Origin of the sequence: Rhizobium ruizarguesonis (genome assembly GCF_017357285.1) — a bacterium.
Taxonomy (GTDB): Bacteria; Pseudomonadota; Alphaproteobacteria; order Rhizobiales; family Rhizobiaceae; genus Rhizobium; species Rhizobium ruizarguesonis.
Map to the genome: position 1 here is coordinate 666593 of NZ_CP071678.1, position 18703 is coordinate 685295.

Annotated in this window: 10 protein-coding genes; 3 read left to right on the forward strand and 7 right to left on the reverse strand. The window is 57.1% G+C overall.

Translation table 11 applies throughout. From position 1 onward, the window contains the following. Positions 1-543 precede the first annotated feature (543 nt). Together J3P73_RS03255 and J3P73_RS03260 are read left to right on the forward strand one after the other, a co-directional pair. Positions 544-1749: an SIR2 family protein gene (locus tag J3P73_RS03255; protein WP_130808711.1), complete on the forward strand. Its 1206-nt coding sequence runs from the start codon at positions 544-546 to the stop codon at positions 1747-1749. Then, a complete protein-coding gene (locus tag J3P73_RS03260) occupies positions 1746-4508 on the forward strand; it encodes a hypothetical protein (RefSeq protein ID WP_207579759.1) in 2763 nt (920 codons plus the stop codon). Before J3P73_RS03255 ends, J3P73_RS03260 begins: the two co-directional genes overlap by 4 nt. 322 nt (positions 4509-4830) lie before the next feature. On the opposite strand, the gene J3P73_RS03265 is transcribed toward J3P73_RS03260, so the two are convergent. The 3 genes from J3P73_RS03265 to J3P73_RS03275 form a co-directional block, all read right to left on the reverse strand. After that, entirely contained in the window at positions 4831-5373 is a 543-nt protein-coding gene (locus J3P73_RS03265) for a recombinase family protein (protein ID WP_207579760.1), read from the reverse strand. Between the two features lie 268 nt (positions 5374-5641). Further along, positions 5642-6160, reverse strand: coding sequence for a hypothetical protein (locus tag J3P73_RS03270; protein WP_207579761.1), 519 nt, complete (start codon positions 6158-6160; stop codon positions 5642-5644). 67 nt (positions 6161-6227) lie between these two features. Then, a complete protein-coding gene (locus tag J3P73_RS03275; RefSeq protein WP_207579762.1) occupies positions 6228-6698 on the reverse strand; it encodes a hypothetical protein in 471 nt (156 codons plus the stop codon). A 269-nt stretch (positions 6699-6967) separates the two neighbouring features. Here J3P73_RS03275 and J3P73_RS03280 point away from each other — a divergent pair, with 269 nt between their 5' ends. Next, entirely contained in the window at positions 6968-7279 is a 312-nt protein-coding gene (locus J3P73_RS03280; protein ID WP_130808715.1) for a hypothetical protein, read from the forward strand. A gap of 97 nt (positions 7280-7376) precedes the next feature. Here the strand turns inward: J3P73_RS03280 and J3P73_RS03285 are convergent, their stop codons facing one another. The 4 genes from J3P73_RS03285 to J3P73_RS03300 all read right to left on the reverse strand — a co-directional run bounded on the left by J3P73_RS03285 (position 7377) and on the right by J3P73_RS03300 (position 18661). Further along, a complete protein-coding gene (locus tag J3P73_RS03285; protein WP_207579763.1) occupies positions 7377-8852 on the reverse strand; it encodes an HlyD family type I secretion periplasmic adaptor subunit in 1476 nt (491 codons plus the stop codon). Further along, positions 8849-11056 (reverse strand): type I secretion system permease/ATPase, encoded by a 2208-nt coding sequence (locus J3P73_RS03290; RefSeq protein ID WP_245002701.1) that lies wholly within the window; start codon positions 11054-11056, stop codon positions 8849-8851. The genes J3P73_RS03285 and J3P73_RS03290 overlap by 4 nt, the downstream gene beginning before the upstream one ends. A 67-nt stretch (positions 11057-11123) precedes the next feature. Beyond that, positions 11124-18077, reverse strand: coding sequence for a bacteriocin class II family protein (locus tag J3P73_RS03295; protein ID WP_245002702.1), 6954 nt, complete (start codon positions 18075-18077; stop codon positions 11124-11126). Beyond that, a complete protein-coding gene (locus J3P73_RS03300; protein ID WP_245002703.1) occupies positions 18074-18661 on the reverse strand; it encodes a hypothetical protein in 588 nt (195 codons plus the stop codon). Before J3P73_RS03300 ends, J3P73_RS03295 begins: the two co-directional genes overlap by 4 nt. Between the last annotated feature and the right edge of the window lie 42 nt (positions 18662-18703).

The following is an 18703-nucleotide window of genomic DNA, read 5'->3' on the forward strand; positions in this document are numbered from 1 at the left end:
TGAACTCAATCCACGCAGAGTGGCTGACTGTTCATCCCTCTGTATACTATAGACCCCCTCCGAACGTGCCGATCACTTTCGAAGTTGCTGCGGTTACAAGCTATCACGAATACTATCACTCGGGTTCGCTAGTCGCGAATGATATGCAAATGCCTTGTTACATCTCCGCGACCGAGTTTTCCAGGTGACGTAAATTGGGCGACGCTCGACCTCTTCGGCGCCAAAATTCTCTTGAGGCCATTTTGGTCTCAAACGCCGCGCTTCCAAGCCTCGAAACCGGCATCTGTAAGCATGTAGTAAATGGAACGGTCTGGGAATTTGTGGCTCCCAGACAATGCGATCCCGAGATGATCGAGCGCGTCATGGCAGATGAGCTAAGCCGCAAGTCCTAAACCGCGCCTCGTAGACGCAAAAAATGCATTCGCCGGACGCTCACAATACTTGTTGAGCATCACACCGATGGCCTTGTACCGAGCGACTTTTTGCGGGTAGATCCGTTTCAGTAAGCGCGACCGTGAGTTGCGACTTCAGTAAGGTGTGTGAATGAGCTCGCCCAATATCGAAGATCGCGTGATATCTCTTGGTAGTGGGCTCGCCACCATCCCTGAGCGTCTGCTGTTGGCTCATGCTCGCGGCGAAGTCCTTTTCATCTGTGGTGCTGGGATTTCGAAGCCCGCGGGACTTCCCGATTTTAGAGAACTCGTGGTCGACGTGTATGCGCGGCTAGATACTAGCGTTCATTCCGTATTGGCTGGTTTGCCGGCTGGGGTATGTAATCAATGGCAGGTTGATTGTTCTGCTTTAACTGAACGCCAGACAGCTGAAGTTAAGCGGTTCGTTGTCGGCGACTACGACGTTGTCTTGGGTATGCTTGAACGCCGACTTGACGACCAGACCCGCGGCGACAGCAAAGTCAGACGTGAAGTCGCCGCACGTTTAAGTTCTGGTATCCACAAACCCGCACCGATTCATCGGGCACTTATGCGCCTAGCCGACAGAGGTGGGGCGAAGACTATTGTGACGACGAATTTCGATCTGCTGCTTCAAAAGGCAACTCAGCGGCACCGACCACCTATTGCGACCTATGCATTGGGTGCGATTCCCAGGCCCTCCAGACAAACAGACTTTTCAGGCGTACTTCACATTCACGGCGCTTTGAACGCAGGTCTGTCGCGTTTTTCCGAACTCGTATTGTCCGATCAAGATTTTGGCGAATTCTACCTGCGGCGGCGCGTTGTGCCAGATTTTATTTACGATGCGGCGCGGCTCTTTCATTTGGTCCTCGTCGGTTATAGCGCAAACGATCCACCGATGCGTTACCTGTTGAATGCGGTCGCTGCGGACGGCAGTCGCTTCGATGATCTGAAAGAGCGATTCACTTTCTTCGGGACGAACGCGCCCGATCCCGTCTCACTGGAAGACTGGAAGGGGCGCGGGATTACGCCGATCCGTTACGACTCGAATGGCAATCATCATTCGTTGTTGGCGACGCTTGAGCGGTGGGCCGAATTATCGGCCGTGAACGGGAAAAAAGCTAAGATCGACTCGGAGCTTCGGCGGATTGTCAAGGTAAGCCGGCCGGCAGCCTCAGAATCGGATCGGGACCTATTCGACCATCTTTTCAGGCGAAGCAATGCGAGTGAACGAACGCGGTTAGCATCACTAGTCTCTGACGCGAACGCGGACATAGGGTGGCTCGATGCCATTGTTAAAATCGCTGCTGAAAGAGAGCGGGGGCGGAAATCATGATTCCACCTTGGGCAAGTCTCGAGCCGTGGGATCGCGACACATTCCGCGCAACCATCGCATTTCTCAACAAGCGCCTGCCGGAACAAGGCACAATCGATTGGGCGCTGCGCTTGAATCCCGAACAGCGAGTCGAACGGGTTGCGATTGAAGATTTGCTGAACGGTCCGCGTGCAATAGACTTACAGGAGCCTTGGGCGACTGCTTGGCGCTTGATTGAAGAAAGCTGGTCCTCCGCCCATTCCGAGAGAGATGATGGGACGGCGATCTACGGCATTCGGAAGCGCCTGCGCGGCGGTGATCGTTCTGGTGCGGTTATTGCCACTATCGTGAACCTTGTTGCTCCCCGCCTTAAAGTCGAGCCAATTGGCGCGTGGCGCTGGCAGTTCATTCGGAAACCACGGAGCCCGAAGTCGTTCGACGACATTCTTTCAGCGAGCCTGACGAGTGGCGATCTGATCGATCTGAGTCTCCTCGATCGTGCTAACCTTACAGACATCCAATTCCTGAAGTCGCTTGCCGGCGCTCTTGAAGCCGCAATTCTGCGCGGCCTCGATATCGCACGCCGTCTCGGATGGGATGGGCAGCGGCGCTTGTGGCAGCTTGGAGGTCTGGAGCGAGTCTACTACGTAACCTCCGCTCCGCAAGCCGACGAAAGCAAAGACCCTGATGCCTACCATCAGGGGATCGCCCCATCAGTGAAGCTTCTGCACTCCGTTCTCGCTAGGATTGCTGATCTTGACCCCGGCGCCGCGCGGCCGCTTATATCGCGATGGAGCCCGGTTGACTCACCAGTGCACGTTCGTTTGTGGGCTGCCATGTCCCGGAACTCTCATTTGACTTCGGCCGAGCAAGTTGGTTCCTTCCTGCTGGAGATCGATGATCGCAAGTTTTGGGACTTGCACGCGTTTCCCGAGATCGCGGAGCTTCGGGCACTGCGCTTTGGCGATTTGGATCAAAAGAGCCAACAAGCTATTGCCGAGCACATCCAGAAAGGTCCGCCGCGGGCTCATTGGCCAAAGAAGGCCGAGGCTGCAAAAGTTAAGAGCGCACGTCTGTACTGGGCTGTTCGCGAGCTGAGGCGTATCGAGGTTGCGGGTGGCCAACTGCCAGCAAGTTCGAAGTCATGGCTCACCGCTCAAATCCCGCATTTTGCTGATCTTAACGCGATAACGATTGACGAAGGTTTTCTAGAAGCGGCTACCGTAAGATCGGTTCCTCGCAACCCGGACGATCGTTACAACATGCTTGAGGGCGCACCCCGGCTGCGCGCGCTTGAGACGGCGCTCTCAACGAGCCGCGGCGGTTGGGATGACGACCCCGCTGAACGGGCGAACGATTGGCTGCAACAACCCGAAAAGGCTGCACTTGTCCTCAGCGATTTCGAAGCCACAGGGAATGGCGGAGACGACTTCCCCCGAGTCTGGAATCGTTTCGGTTGGGCACATTCACCAAAGCCGCCAGAACCCGCCGGCGCGGCACCACGCGATCTTCCAGGCGAGGCGGCAAGAGTCCTTGCACTGCTGAACCAACTCTCAGAAGGGACGCTATCTCAGGCAATAGAAGGGATCAGCGCGTGGCTCGACGCGTGGGAAAAGCAGATCGTTGTCACGCCCCTTGGTTTGCCCGTGTGGTTACGGGTCTGGCCGATCGCCGTTGAGGCGTCCAACACCAGACCGGAGAGCAGTGATGATTCCGATCTCAGCGTCACCGCCCGTACCATCGACGATGATCGAGAACCAACGGATCTCGACACGCTCAACACGCCTGCAGGAAAACTAGTCGGGGTGTTTTTAGCGGCATGCCCTACGCTTACCGCCGGCTCACAGGCATTTGCCGTTGGATCGGTGGAACGACAGATGCGCGACGTCGTGATTGCAGCAACCGGAAGAAGCGGCTTGATCGCACGGCATCGTTTGATCGAGGCTCTGCCATACTTCCTGCGCGCTGACCCTGACTGGACGCAGGAACATTTGATTACCCCCCTCCTGAACGACGACGGGGCGTCGCTCGCGCTCTGGCGCGCTATCGCCCGCCGCACCCATTTCACCAATGTCTTAGAGATTATTGGCGGCGCAATGGCGGAGCGAGCGACGGATCGCCGGCTTGGGCGGGAGACGCGGCGGAGATTGGTATTCAGCATCGTGATCGAGTCGCTCCACGCATTCCGCGAAGGACGGGCCTCCGCCGTGCCCAACTCCCGGATTCAACAAATGTTGCGTACGCTTGATGACGAAGTTCGTGCATCAGCGGCAAACACGCTACAACAATTCGTCCGCGATTTGTCCAGGAAGGTTCCCGAGGAAGGTCAGCCTGAGGGCGAAGAACCAACGGACGCAACCTCTGCAGCGGCATTGTTTCGGTCCGCGGCGGCTCCCTTCCTTCGCGAGGTTTGGCCACAAGAGCGCTCGCTCGCGACTCCGGGCGTTAGTGGCGCTCTTGCTGATCTTCCCGCTACCTCTAAGGAAGCCTTCGCCGAGGCCGTCGATATTGTATCGCGTTTCCTCGTGCCCTTTGAGTGCTGGTCGATGCTCGACTACGGCTTTTTTGGCGAAGAGGGCGGTGCAAGAAAGCTTACGCTCATTAATGACGAGACCAAGGCAAAGGCATTGTTGCAATTGCTTGATCTGACCGTCGGAACATCGGAGGGCGCTGTCATTCCCTACGATCTTACCGATGCATTGGATCAGATCCGGTTAGTCGCGCCCCCACTTGCCGATCTACCCTCGTTCCGTCGCCTTTCGACAGTGGCTCGCCGTTGACCCGAAAACATAATTTCATGCGACCTCTCGCGGCACATCCTGCCGAATAGCGGCATAAAGAACATAGGCCGTCGGTCAGGCGGTGCGCCACAAACACTGAAAGTCCGGAAAGCGGAGCCGAAACAAATCATTCGGAGCTTGGTGAGGAAATGGAATTCTCTCTCACGCCACATCCTAGTTTGTTAGTTCGCCGTACATACCGGTTCCGCCGTTGTTTGTAGGCCAACTGCTCGTTTCCATTGCTGCCGGGCTTCGAGCGGCAGCGAAGCATCCGTTGTCCTAATGTACTGTTGCCAACTCCTCAAAACACAAATCACTCAGGTCAATCCCCTAGGATGCGGTAGACTTGCATTCGCGAGCACTTCGCTATCTTCGCGATGGCCGATGCCGCGAGCCCGTCACCGTGAAGCCGCCGGATCAGTGCGTGATCCAGGCGAGCCTTTCCGCCTTTGTAAACTCCTTCAGCTTTAGCTCGTGCAATTCCCTCTCGCTGACGCTCCTTAATGAAGCGGCGTTCCATTTGAGCGACCATACCCAGTACGGTCAGGATAACATGCCCCATTTCACCGCGCGTCGAGACGTGGGGGTCAAGAACTGTGACGAAAGCCCCGCGCTGCTCGCACTCATGCACGATGTTGAGAACGTCGCGTGTGTCACGTCCCAGCCGGTCCAATCGCGTGACGACCAGTTCGTCATCTTGGCGGAGGAAATCGATGATTGTTGCCAACTCGCTTCGGCCTGCACGGCTTGCGCCGGATACCTTCTCTGACCTGATGAGCTGGCATCCCTCAGCGTGAAGGCGTTGCTGCTGTATTTCAGAATCCTGATCAATTGTGCTGACCCGGGCATAGCCTATTTTTGTCATGTGTCACCTCAAGCTTTAAGCCCGAGGCTACCCTGTCACAAATAGCCGGCGTCAAGAACAATGTGACGACTGGCAACGTAACGTGCGCGCTATCACGCAAGGCTATACCCTAATGTGCGGGATCGCCTTCGCATGTTGATCCGCCGATGCGACCACGAGCGCCGGTCGGATTCATGCCCACCCTAGATCCGCGGCAGGCACCAGTTCATCGGAACGTCACAGTTTTGACCTCGCCGGATTTTTCACCTGCCGAGTAGACCCGACCGCGCTACTTTAAATCGAGGTCATTAATCACGGCCAACAGTGCTTCACCAACGATAGAGTGACGAGCGGTCTCCCCCCGCGTTTTACCGAATATTCGGGTGGCCTGAGCGATTTGCCGATCCTCGGTGACTTGGGCGCCGTTCCTGCCCTTGGCGCCCGTGCGAATTTGCGCGTACGTATCCATGACCAAGCAGATTTGATATTGTCCACTAGTGGACGCCCCGGAATAGCAGCCGTCGATGGACCTGTTGAGCTCGCCAATACCTTTTGCGTAGAGCTTTCTTGCTAGGGCAATCGCCTGTTGAGTTGAAGAACTCCCCTTCAGTGCGTTCTCAAAATTTTGCGCTCTGATTTCGTCCTTCGCCCGCATTTGTTGCTTTCGGCAAAAGAGCTGCATGTGATAGTCAGCCCCCCACAGCCTTGCGCATTCATGAGCGACATCGGGATCGACATCCTGTGCCTGAGAACTGCAAGCTGTGCTGCTTAATATCGCGCCGATCAATATTAGCTTTTTCAACATCATCTCTCCAACCGAGCAAGGCGGTTTAGATTAAAGTATCTACGCAACGCTCCAAAGCAAATGTCGTAGATTAGCGGGGAAATAAATCATCCCGGAACTTGTAAAAGCTGCAGTTGTTCATCGAATAGAACTCCAAACCAGGACCTAGTTCGGTCCGTGAAAGCTCCCATTCGAACGTGTCGCCATCACCGAGGCCGGCAATCAACGCCATCTTGGACAGTTCCATGATAGGTCCTGGGGGAAAGGGGGCTCCGTACACGGTCGCTTCCTTGCGTGGGTATTTGCCTTTGATAACCCGCGTGATTTCTAAATCGACCCGTATCATCCGGGGCGGAACGTTGGTATCCGCCGGCAGCAAACCCGATTCTCCAATCGACAGCGACTTCACACGAGCCTCAACCACGACCTCCGCGTTGGCCAGCATTTCGTTCTGGGGGGGACATTTGGGCGTAGCGGCTGCTGGCTTCAGACCAAAAACTGCCAGAAGCAAAATTGCTTTGAAACAGAGTCGCATACGTGTGTTCAGAAGCGCTCGTAGCATCGTTGTTCCTTTCGCACAGCGATGCCTATGCTGCCTCGATTGCGTGAGGCTGAACCGGATATCCTCATTCCGTTCAAGCCCATGGTCAACGACCACAAGCAGAGCCGAATCGCGTAACTCTTACCGCGGAATTATCCGGTCGAGTAACGCATGCCAAAAAAACCGCAGTCGGGGTGGGTACGAAGCGGACGTTGCTGGTCCCGCAGCACGCGTGTTATCGCTTCAGATTGATAAAATGGCCGCACATTTCATTAACGTCGGGAAGAAGAATGCCAGTCGAGATCGACCGCCCAGTTGCTGGAGATGAAGTCGTATTGTTAGAGCGAACCACCCCGCAAAGATATCGCGAGTGGCTCGTTGGCCTCACGGGTGGCATTGAGGCTGTGCCCGCCGAAATTCGGGACCGCATTCCTGCCCCGGAGGAGGAACTGAAGACTCTGCTCGCGCGGATGCTGCCAGGGGATGAACTCTGGCTGGCGCAGTCGCGGCGCTTTGAGCCAACAGCCCTCATAGGGAATAGGGGCATTGCAGTCGTCCGAAATGGCGATGCCGTCTGGTATCGGGTTTGTATGCACCACTAACTCGTGCCCCAGCCACAACTGTGGGGCCTTTACGCAGTGCGAGCTTGCGAGCTCCGGTGCATTGTTCGAAGCGTTGGGCTGCCTGTCGCCTCTCTGCCTACCTTTCCTGCATCGCTTCCGACGCAACTTCAGCGAGCGGCGAGTAGAGATATTCAAGGATGCGCCGGCTGCCGGTCTTGACCTCGACGGTGACGGACATGCCGGGCGAGAGCGCAACGCGGGTTCCATCGATATCGATGCTTGCGACATCCGGCTTGATGGTGACCGGGAAAACCAGGTTCTGGACGCGTTGTGCATTGCCGATCGGGATCATGCTCTGCAGTTCCTTTGCCGGCTGGCCTTCGAGCTGCTGTGCATCCGGCTCCGGAATGGCATCGGTTGCGACGCGGGTGACCTTGCCGTTGAGAATGCCATAGCGAGTGAAGGGAAAGGCTTCGACCTTGATCACGGCAGGCTGTCCTGGCGAGACGAAGCCGATATCGCGGTTCGGCAGATAGGCCTCGATCTCCAGCGAGGCGTCGTCCGGGACGATCCGCATCAGTTCGGCACCCGCGGTGACCACCTGGCCGACCGTGGTGATGGCTGATGTCTGGACGATGCCCTTGATCGGGCTTTTGATCGTCATCGACTCGAGCCGTTTGGCCGCCTTGACCAGCTGCTGTTCCTTCTCGTCGATCTCGCGCGATGCTGCCGCCTGCTTCTCAGCGTTGTCGGCGACGAAGGTTTTGATGGCTTTCAGGCCTTCGCTCGCTGCCGTCACGATCGCGGTTTCCGCCTCCGCCCGCTGTCCGATCTGCTCGGCAAGCGTTGCCTCTTCCTTCTGCCTGATCTCGACCGCATCGATGACGCCGGATCTCGAACCGGCACTTAGGTCGACGAGGTTGGAGCGCATGGCGACACGATCTGCAAGCGTTGCCACCAGCGCCTGCTGGGCGGTGACCATCTCGGTATATCTCTTCAACGAGGCGAACTGCTGATTGCGCTGGGCCGCGAGGCTGTCGAGTGTCGATGCGAGCTGCTCGAGATCGGAGGTATAGAGCAGTTCCTCGCGCGTGCGGATCTCCGCTGGTATGGAGTTGGGGAATTCGGGAACGATCTCAATCCTTCGCGCTCCGCTCCAAAGATCGCCACGTTGCCAAGTGTTGACCTGCGTTAATGCCGCGCCTCGCCTCGCAACTTCTGCCCGCAGTGCCGCGAGGCTGGTGGTCAGCGTGTTGACTTCGACCCGGGCTTCAGTCGGATCAAGCTCGACGAGAATGTCTCCGGTGTCCACCTTGGCGCCGTTTGAGACCGGAACTGCGATCGTCTTGCCAACCTCGATCGACTGGATGACCTTGACGCGCCCGGTCGGCTGGATTTTTCCCTGGGCTGTCGCGACGATATCGAACCTGCCGACGTAGCTCCAAATCAGCGCGCCGGCGGTGAACAGGCAGATGAACCAGATCAGCGCCGTGCGGATGGGCGATGCCGGCGTTTCCAGGATTTCGAGGGCGGCCGGGAGGAACTCGTTGTCCACCTGCAATCGTTTCTGGGGCTTCGGAGGAAGCCGCGGAGGCTGGACGTTTTGGTTCATGACTGAACTGGCCCCGTCTGCAATTGCCACAGATGGGCATAGAGTCCGTTCGGACGGGCAAGCAGCGTCTCGTGTGTTCCCTCTTCGACGATGCGCCCGTCCTTCATGCCGATGATGCGGTTGCAATGCCGGACAGTTGCGAGGCGATGGGCGATGATGATGACGGTGCGGCCGCGGACGATCTCGCGCATATTGCCGAGAATGATGCGCTCGCTCTCATAGTCGAGGGCGCTTGTCGCTTCGTCGAGGATGAGGATCGGCGGATTGGTGGCAAGGGCGCGCGCGATGGCCAGACGCTGCCTCTGACCGCCGGAAAGATTGGCGCCGCGCTCCTCGATCAGCGTGTCGTAGCCGCGCGGCAGCTTGGCGATGAACTCGTCGGCGCCTGACAGTCGCGCCATCTGGATAGCGGCGGCCCGCGACATAGCCGGATTGACCATGCAGATATTGTCGTGGATCGTCCGGTTGAACAGCATGTTTTCCTGAAGCACCACGCCGATATTCGACCGCAGCCAGGCCGGATCGACCTGGGCGATATCCTGGCCGTCGACGAAAACCTGGCCGCTGTTCGGGATATAGAAGCGCTGCACCAGCTTGGTCAGCGTCGACTTGCCGGAGCCGGAAGGGCCGACGATGCCGATGACTTCGCCCGGCCGGATCGAAAAATTGATGTCCTTGAGCACGTCCTGGCCATCGGGCGAATAGCGGAAGTTCACCGACTTGAAGCCGATCGCTCCCTTCGGCGGCGGCAGGCTGACAGCAACGCTCGGCCGCGGCTCCTGCGGGGCGTTCAGAATATCCGAGAGCCTGGCGATGGAGACCTGCACCTGCTGGAAATCCTGCCAGAGCTGCGACAGCCGCAGGATCGGCTGGGAGACCTGTCCGGCGATCATATTGAAGGCGACCAAGGCGCCGACACTCAGCTCGCCATCGATGACCGCCTGTGCGCCGAAGAGCAGCAGGGCGGCCGAGGTGATCTTGTTGACGTACTGAATGGCATTTTGCCCCTTCGCCGCCAACATGGTCGCGAGAAACGACGAGCGCACATAGGCAGCCAGCCGCTCTTCCCATTGCGAGGAGACCACCGGCTCGACCGCCGATGCCTTCAGCGTCTGAATGCCGACCACGGTCTCGACGAGCAATTGCTGGCTGAAGGCGCCGCGCTCGAACTTCTCGTCGATCCGCTCCTTGAGGAAGGGGCGGATCAGAAATCCGATCGCCATGTAAAAGGGAATGGAGGCGACAACAATCCAGGCGAGCTTTGACGAGTAGGAAAACAGCACGAAGATGAAGATGATGGTGAAGATCAGGTCGAGACCGGAGAACAGGCCCTGGCCGGTCAGGAAATTGCGGATGGTTTCGAGTTCGCGGATCCTGGCGACCGTCTGCCCGGTGGCGCGGGTCTCGAAATAGCTGAGCGGCAGGTTCAACAGATGCCGGAATAGGCGGCGGCCGAGCTCGACATCGATGCGGTTCGTCGTATGCGACAGCGCATAGGTTCTGAGATATTGCAGCACGACGTCGAACAGCCCGACGGCGGCAAGGCCAACGACGAGGACGATCAGCGTCGAATAGCTGCGATGCGCCAGCACTTTGTCGACGACCACCTGGAAGAACAGGGGCGTCACCAGCGCGAAGATCTGGATGACGAGCGAGGCGATCAGCACATGACCGAAGGCGCGTCGATAGCGCCAGATCGCCGGCAGGAACCAGCGGAACCCGAAATTCTGCTGCGAAGCGCCGGGGCCGGCGAAACGGCGCTGGACGAGGATGAACTCGCCTGAGGTCAGCGCGAGAAGCTCCTCGGCCTCGACATTGCGGGCGGAGAAATCGATGGGGTTGATCAGGCGATAACGACCTTCGGCGGCCACGCCGGCGAAGACTGCGAAGGTGCCGTCCTTTAACGTCGCAAGTGCGGGCGCTGGAAGCGTTGTCAGCCGTTTGGCCTTGTCCACTCGGACTCTTCGCGCCTTTAGGCCGACGATTTTTGCGGCACGCTGCAGATCGTCGCGTGACGCCGGCGCGGTCAGCGCCAGCTCTCGGCTCAAGGTTTCCGGACGAGATGCGATCCTGAAGTAACCGGCAACGGCAGAGATCGCCGCCAGACCGCTGTCGGCGATTGTCGCTTCAGGTGCTGGTGTGAGGTCGTCTCTAATCTCCGCTTTCGCCGCGCCAAGCTCGGATGCTGTCTGGATGTCCGTCATGGCGTCGGATCAAGAAAGAGAGGGTCTGCCGGCGCCATGGGGCGCTGGCATACGGCAGGAAATGTTCCTATGCGACATTGGACGTCCGACTCGGCCGGAAGGAAAGCATTGCGTCTCCGACCAGGTGCTCATTGCCGTCAACTGTCTGGTAGGAGCTGGTGCCTGTGATCGTCGAACCGTCAGCGAATGCCTGAAATCCATCTGAAGTGGGCATCAGGTTTATGAGCTTGATACCGGCGTCCGTCATCGTCAGGAGTTCGCCCTGGTCGGTGACACCATTCTGGTTGGCGTCGCGCCAAATACGGAACTCGTTCCAGCGCTCGTCATCGGCATTCAGCACGTTGTCGTGGTTCGTATCGAAGACAAGGCGGACGCCATCAAGGTCCGAAATACTCCCTGCCTCCCCGTCCTGTTCGGCCCAAAGCGAGAAGGCCAGTTCCTTTGCCTGGTCGATGACACCGTCAGGCCCGGCCGTTCCATCGGAGGCAAGGTCGATGGCAAGGAAGCCATCGGAAGAACCAGCCCAGGCGGTCGTGTCGCGAACACCGTCTCCATCCCAGTCGAACGTCGGCGAGGCCACCATGTTTGTCAGATCGATCGGGCGAAGATCCACATGGCCGTCACCGTCAAGATCCAGAAGTACGGGACCAATCTTTTTTCCGCTCGCGTTATAGTGATAGGTCACACCGTCTCTGGTGACATCGTAATTGCCGTTGTCGAAATATTTGGTTTGCTGGATCAGAGTTCCGTCCGCATACTCGTCATTGGCGATCTGCCAATAGTTGTTGTTAGGATTGTAATCGTATTGCCGGTGCGTCAACGTACCGTCGTCCCAAAATTCCCGCAGCCAAACAAGTGTGGTCCCAGTGTAGGAATATTGCTTCTTCCACCAGGGATTAGTGTTCGTTGCATCAAAGATGTACGCAAGGCGTGTGTTGTCATCGTAAACAACATTTGACGACACTTGGCGGCCCAAGCCGTCATAGTTGTCTTCACTGTAGGACCAATTCACAGCGGTGCCGCTTAAGTCTGTCGTTTTTCGATAAGCAAGCGTACCAGTTGCCCGCACCTCCTCTACAACCGTTTGCTTCACGGCGTTAGCGTCTTTCTTGTTCAGCGTAATAGATCCGTCGGCATGGGTGACCGCTGTCTCGACATGATCGATGCTGCCATTGTTGTCGGTATCTTTCGATAGGGTCGTGACTAGGCCGTCGGCACTGGTTGAGATCGTGCCCTTGGCCGGGGCCGTGCCGGTTTCCGTCACCGTCGTGATGACGGAGCCGTCGACCTGGGTGGTCGACTGCATGACGGTCTCGGAGACACCGTTGCCATCATAGTCGTATTTGGCGACCTCGGTGCGACCGTCAGCCGAAGTCGTGGTCTCGATCTTGGCGGCGATGGCCCCTTTCCAATAGACGACGCCGGGCGTCAGGTTGGAAGTGGCGCGTGCCGTTGCATTGTTGGTGACTCCGGAAACCGAGGCACCGGTGGAATCGATGGTGACTGTTTCGACCTGGTCGGATGTACCGTCGCCGTTGGTATCTTTTGACGTTGTCCTCACTCTGCCGTCGGCGGACGTCTGGATCGTCGTTTTTGCATCCAGCGTCCCGGCGGGGAGCTTCGTGTCCGAAATGACGGCCGTGCTGCTACCGTCGGCGTTGGAGGTTAGATTTGTCACACGCTTACGATCGACAGTGCCATTACCGTCGAGATCCCAGGTGGTCGTCGTCAGGCGACCGTCGGCGGATACGACCATGGTCGAATTGTCCTTGACCGTTGTTCCATTGGCCTCGAAGTTGGTGGTGACCGTTGTCTGAATGCCGGAATTGGCGGTGACCGTCTGCTGATGCTGATCGACGATGCCATCGCCATTGCCGTCACGGTCGACGGTAACAGTCAGCTTATCGGCGCTCGTGAGCGTGACCGCCTTGCCGATAAGAGTACCGGTGCTATCGCTGGTCGCGACAATCTCGCGGATGGCGCCGTCGGCCAGGACCGTCGTCGTGTCGGTGACGCTTTGGTTGGTGAAGCCCGGCCGCTCTTCAACCGATGCGATGATCAGGCCATTCGCGCTGATCGTGGTGATGCTCCTCGAGATCAGAGAACCGTCAGCCTTCTTGCTTTCCACCGTTTGCGTCTTAGTGCCAATGGCATTCAAGACCGTGACATCGGTCGCCGTCTGGCTGTAGGAGCCGGCGCCGGTCGGATCGATCTGGGTGGTGATGGACAGGCCGTTGGCGCTGGTGGTGACGAGCATGCGGCCGGTCAGCGTCGTGCCGGTAAAGTCGCTGATCGTCTGCGTCTTCGAGCCGTCGGGATTGAGCACGGTGAGGTCGGTCCGGCTCTTGTTGAAGGTCGTGCCGCCACCGGTGCCTGTTGTGTCCCACTTGGTAGTTGTGGTCAGACCATCGCCGGACACATCCGCCAGCGTGATGCTCTTGGTGACGCTGCCGACGATATCGTCCGTCCTGGTCGTCCTACTGCCATTGGCGTTCAGAGCCGTGGTGCTGGTCTTCTTCTTGTCGACCGTAGCATTGCCGTCACTGTCATATTCGATGGTTTGCGTCAGGCCGTCGGCGGACGTCGTGACCTTCTTGGAATCCTTGAGCACGTTGGCGCTGAAGTCGCTGAATGTCTGTACGGTCGAGCCGTCAGCCTGCTTGGTCGTGACCGACTTCTTGTCGACGGTGGCGTTACCGTCGACGTCGATGGTAACAGTGGCCGAGAGTCCATGTGCCGCAACCGTCGTAACGGTCTTGCTTTCCAGCGTCGTCCCATTCGCCTTGAAGTAGGACAGTGTCTGCGTCGTGCCGCCATCGGCGTTGAGGACGGTGACGTCATTCATAGAGCGCACCGGATTGCCGCTGGCATCGGCCCAGGTCGTCGTCTTGCTCAGACCGCTGGCGCTGACATTCGTCGTGGTGCGGGAGATCAGCGCGTCGCTGATACCCTTCTTCGAGATTGTCTCAGTGCGGCTGCCGTCCGCGTTCAGCACCGTCACATCGGTGGTGACAAGTTCGAAGACACCGTTGCCGTCGAGGTCGGAACTCGACGTCTTCGACAGCCCGTCATCCGTGATGGTGACGATGGCCTGGCTTTCAAGCGCGGCAGCAGCGTTATACTGCTTGAGCTCGTCCTTCTTCGTTCCGGCATTGTCGATAGTGATTGTTTCCAGACGGTCGACAACTGCGTCAGCATCGATTTTGGAACTGATCGTGGTGGTATTCTGGTCGGCGCTGACGGTCGTGATCTTCTGCGAGATCAGCGTGGCGGCGGTGTCGGTTGCCCTAACCGTTTCACTGCTGGTGACTGCACCGCTCGGGTCTATCGGCGTTTTTTTCCACGACAAGGTCTGATTGACCGTGCCGTCGCCATCCAGATCGTAATCGGTCGATCCGGAAAGGCCATTGAGATTGGTCGTCACTTTCGTCGTTCCGACGAGCGTCGTTCCCCGATAGTCCGATACGGTCTGGAATTGCAGGCCGTAGGTATCGAACGTCGTGACATCGGTCTTCTTGGTATCGACCACTTCGTCACCATTGATGTACTCGCTCGTGGTGATCGACATGCCGTTGCCGGTGGTGAGGATGGTCTTCTTGTTGAGACGCGTGGTATCGCTGCCCGTCAGAGAGATCGTCTCGGTCTTGCTGCCGTCTGTATTGAGCACCGTCTGGTCGGTCGTGATTCGGTCGGCGACACTATCGCGGTTCAGATCGACGGAGGTGGTCGTCGTCAAGCCGTTGCCGCTGACGGTGACCGTGCTCCTGGTCGTGCCGGTGACGGTGTCATTTGGCGTGTAAGCCGTTTCCGTCGCCGTGGTCGAGCCATCTACTGCAAGGACCTTGACCTGGCGCGTATCGATCTTGCCGTCGCCGTCCGCATCGGTCCAGACGGTGGTCGTCAGGCGGTTCGCACTGACTTCGGTGATGGACTGCGCATTCAGCGTCCCGTCAGCACTCTTGCTCGTCACTGTTTCCGTTCGCTTGCCGGTGGTGTCGAGAACGATGACATCGGTCGTCGTCTCCTCGAAGACACCATCGCCATCGGCATCGGTCTTGACCGTCTGGGTCAGGCTGTCGGCCGATGTGTTGGTGATCGTCGTGGCGATGGTCGCACCGTTGGTGTTCTTCGACGTCACGGTCTCCGTGCGGCTTCCATTGGTTTCGTTGGTGATGACATCCGTCACCACGAGATCGTAAACGCCATCGCCGTTGGCCTCCGTGCTCGTCGTTTTCGACAGGCCGTCGGCGGATGTAACCGTCACGGTCTTGCTGACTAGCGAGCCGTCACTGTTAAGGTTGTTGACAGTATTGGTGGTCTTGCCATCGGTGCCGACCAAGATCTCGGTGAACTTATCGTTCTTGGCGTCGCCATTGGCATCTTCAGAGATCGTGATTGATTTGCCGTCAATGCTGGTCTTAGTGATCGTCTGCGATAGCAGCGTATTGTCGCCGCTGCGATGCTGGACCGTCTGTGTCCGGTAGCTGGTGTCGATCACCGTAACGTCGGAATCGGTGAAATCGTTGATGTTATCGGCATTCACGTCGCTCTTGACGGTCTTCGACAATCCGTTGGCAGTGGTGAGCGTCGTTGTTTTCGAGCGCTCAATGAAGGATGCGTTGGTGTTGTAGACAGTCGTGTCCAGCGTCACATCGCCCGATGCTGCGGTGGTCGATGTGGTGACAGTTTTGGTTTCGGCTGGCCCGTTACCATCCGCGTCGGTCATTATTGTCGTGGTACGCTTGTCGGCGCTGATCGATTTGTAGACCGTGGAGAGGGTTTCATTGTTCGAGCTGCGATCCACAGTCGTTGTGTTACGCGCTCCATCCGCCGCGATAGTCGTGGTCTCGGTGACGATATCGTCGTAGACCCCGTTGCCGTCCAAATCGAGGCTGGTTGTCTTGGCCAATCCGTCGGCGGACGAAGCGACCATCGCCTTCGTCAGGAGCGTACCGTTGACACTGAGCTGTTCCGTCGCCGTCGTGGTCGAACCATCGGCGTTCCCGACGTAAGTCTGACGTTGGTTGAGGATGCCGTCGCCGTCCTGGTCGACGGTGGTCGTCACCGTCAGATGATCGGCGCTAGTGACCGTCGTGGTGCGATCCGCAAGCGATCCGTCGGCGTTGAAGTTAGAGACGGTTTTTGTCTGCACGCCTGAAGCATCGACTGTCAGGACATTGGTCTGCGAGCGGTCGAACGTGCCGTTGCCGTCGTCGTCGAACTGCGTCTGGACGCTACGGCCATCGGCGCTTGTGGTTACCAGATTGCGAAAGGCAAGGCCGCCATCCCTGTTGTAGGCAAGGATTGTCTTCTCAACAGAGCTGTCGGCCTTGGTCGTGCTGGTTGTTTTGATGATATAGGCGGCATCATCATTCGCCAGCTTGGCGTCGCCAACCGTTCCGGTCGTGCCATCGGCACGGGTGAAGGTGGTTGTTCCCGTGATGGCGGAGCCGTCCTCGTAGGTCTGGCCGCTGCCCTTCGGGGTCAGGTCGATCGAGGCGATGCCGAGGCTGTCAAGCGTTACCAGCTGGCCGTTGACCTCCACCCGGAATTTTGACCACTGCGTATCGCCGGCATCCAACTTGCCGTTGGCATTAGTATCAAAGATATGCTTCAGCGCCTCAAGATCGCTCGTCGCCGAGGAATCCCATTCGGTGAACGCGAATTCATTCGACCGGCTGATCTGGCCATCGCTGTTTGCATCGATAACAAGAACACCGGTGCCCGTTCCCGCCCAGGCAGTACGATGCTGGTAGCCGTCGCCGTCGAGATCGAGGAACTTGGAGGAGGTCGACAACGTCTCGACGCTCAAGCCATTGCCGCTCAAATCAAGAAGAACTGGACTTCTTTGTCCCCAAGAGCTTCCATAGCTCGCAGTATTTTCATTGTCGCGTTTCGCCTCTTGGGGGCTCCAACCATGCAGTGAATTGGAATTGCGCTCGTCTCGCTCAGTCGGTGATAGACCACCGCTTGTTTTGGAACTCCTCGTGGTCGAATTGCGCTCGTCCCGCTCAGTCGGTGATAGACCACCACTTGTTTTAGAACTCGTCGTCGTGCCATTGCGCTCGTCTCGCTCCGTTGGAGAAAGGCCGCCGCTTCTACCAGACCAGTTCGAACTGGTATTGTTGTCAGAACCGCCCCACGACTTATAAAAATGATCTGCAATTATGAAATCTTTGCCTAACGGAAGGCTTTTCGAAGGACTGCTAGAAACCTCGGTGTAGGGCTTCGTCGAGAAGGGACTGCCGAATGACACGGGGGAGACAGGCGTCGACCACCTACCGTCGTCAAACTGCACCGGTCTATCCGTTTTTGGGGATAAACCAAGCCTATCGTAGTCGAATTGATAAGCCCTATCGGCCTTCGGCGACAAGCCTAATCTGCTGAAGTCGAATTCAAACGGCGCCCCAGGCGATGGACGCGATGAGGCGTTCAGCTCAGCAGGACTAGCGTATCCTGTATTTTGCCCGGTGTAACCGCTCCAAAGTTGTCCGACGTTCGGATCATATACAGTGTAACCGTTGACTTCGATAGCATAATCAATCGCAGTTGGCTGATCAACAGCCCCCCAGGAATAGTGAGGGTACGAAAAGGTTGTCCGGTCACCCAGCACACCACCAGCGTAGTCATAGAGATCTCCGCTTAGTTCGTTAGCCAAGTATCCGGCTAAGGCGCCGACGACACCTCCGACAGCTGTGCCCAGGGGGCCGCCAATAGGCGTGCCAACAGCAGCGCCAACGTAGAACCCCGTCGCAAAACTAACGCCGGAAGTGACTACACCTTTACCCACACCATACCAGCCAGATCTCCTACCTTCTATCGCGATTGACGCGACAGTTCCGATTCCAGCAGTCACAAATCCGCCGACTTTCAAGAATTTCGCCGCATCCTGAACGTGGAGAGATGGTGAGATCAAAGCATGATAGGAATCGATAACCGTCAGGGTCTTCCCAAATAAGCTCGATATGTGGTCAAGCCTATAGTTGAGAGCGTCGCGTGTATCTTTCTTTAAAGCAGTCATTGACGGCCCCTGCCCGTGTTGTATTTAAGACGAAATAATGCGAATGTTCGTTGAGTGAATAAAGCAAACCCAATATATAATCCGCATATCTTGACGTAACTTTTAACTAGATTTACAGCAACACTGGAGTGTGTACTAATAGAATAGATACTGGCCGGCTCAGTGGAAATTTCCTTCATAGATGTGTAAAGATAACCAAAAGTCAAAAAGGCAGATATCAGCATAAGGTTGGGGATATATTTGGTATCCTTGACCCAAATCTGGCTTAAAAATAGGTAAAAAACATAGATCAGCATAACCGCACTAGTGATGGAGCGCATGGAAAGCAGTATGCAGCTCTCTGCCACCGGATACCCAGCGCCTAGAAGGATATCGGCATCCCGGAGATTGCGTGGCCACAATCTCATAAATATACTGTTAGATGCCAAGTAACATGCCACATCAGCATGAAACATAAAGAAGATATACGCTGAGGTTGCAGCTATAAATGCAATTAGCGCTGCACCGAGAAGCGCCCAAAGCTGTCGCCGCATTTCTTTGTCTGACGTCGCTTTCTTTTCATCTGAGCTTGTCTGTACAATCATTTGTAGTCCGACAGAGTTATATTTAGCACAATGTGCGTCTAT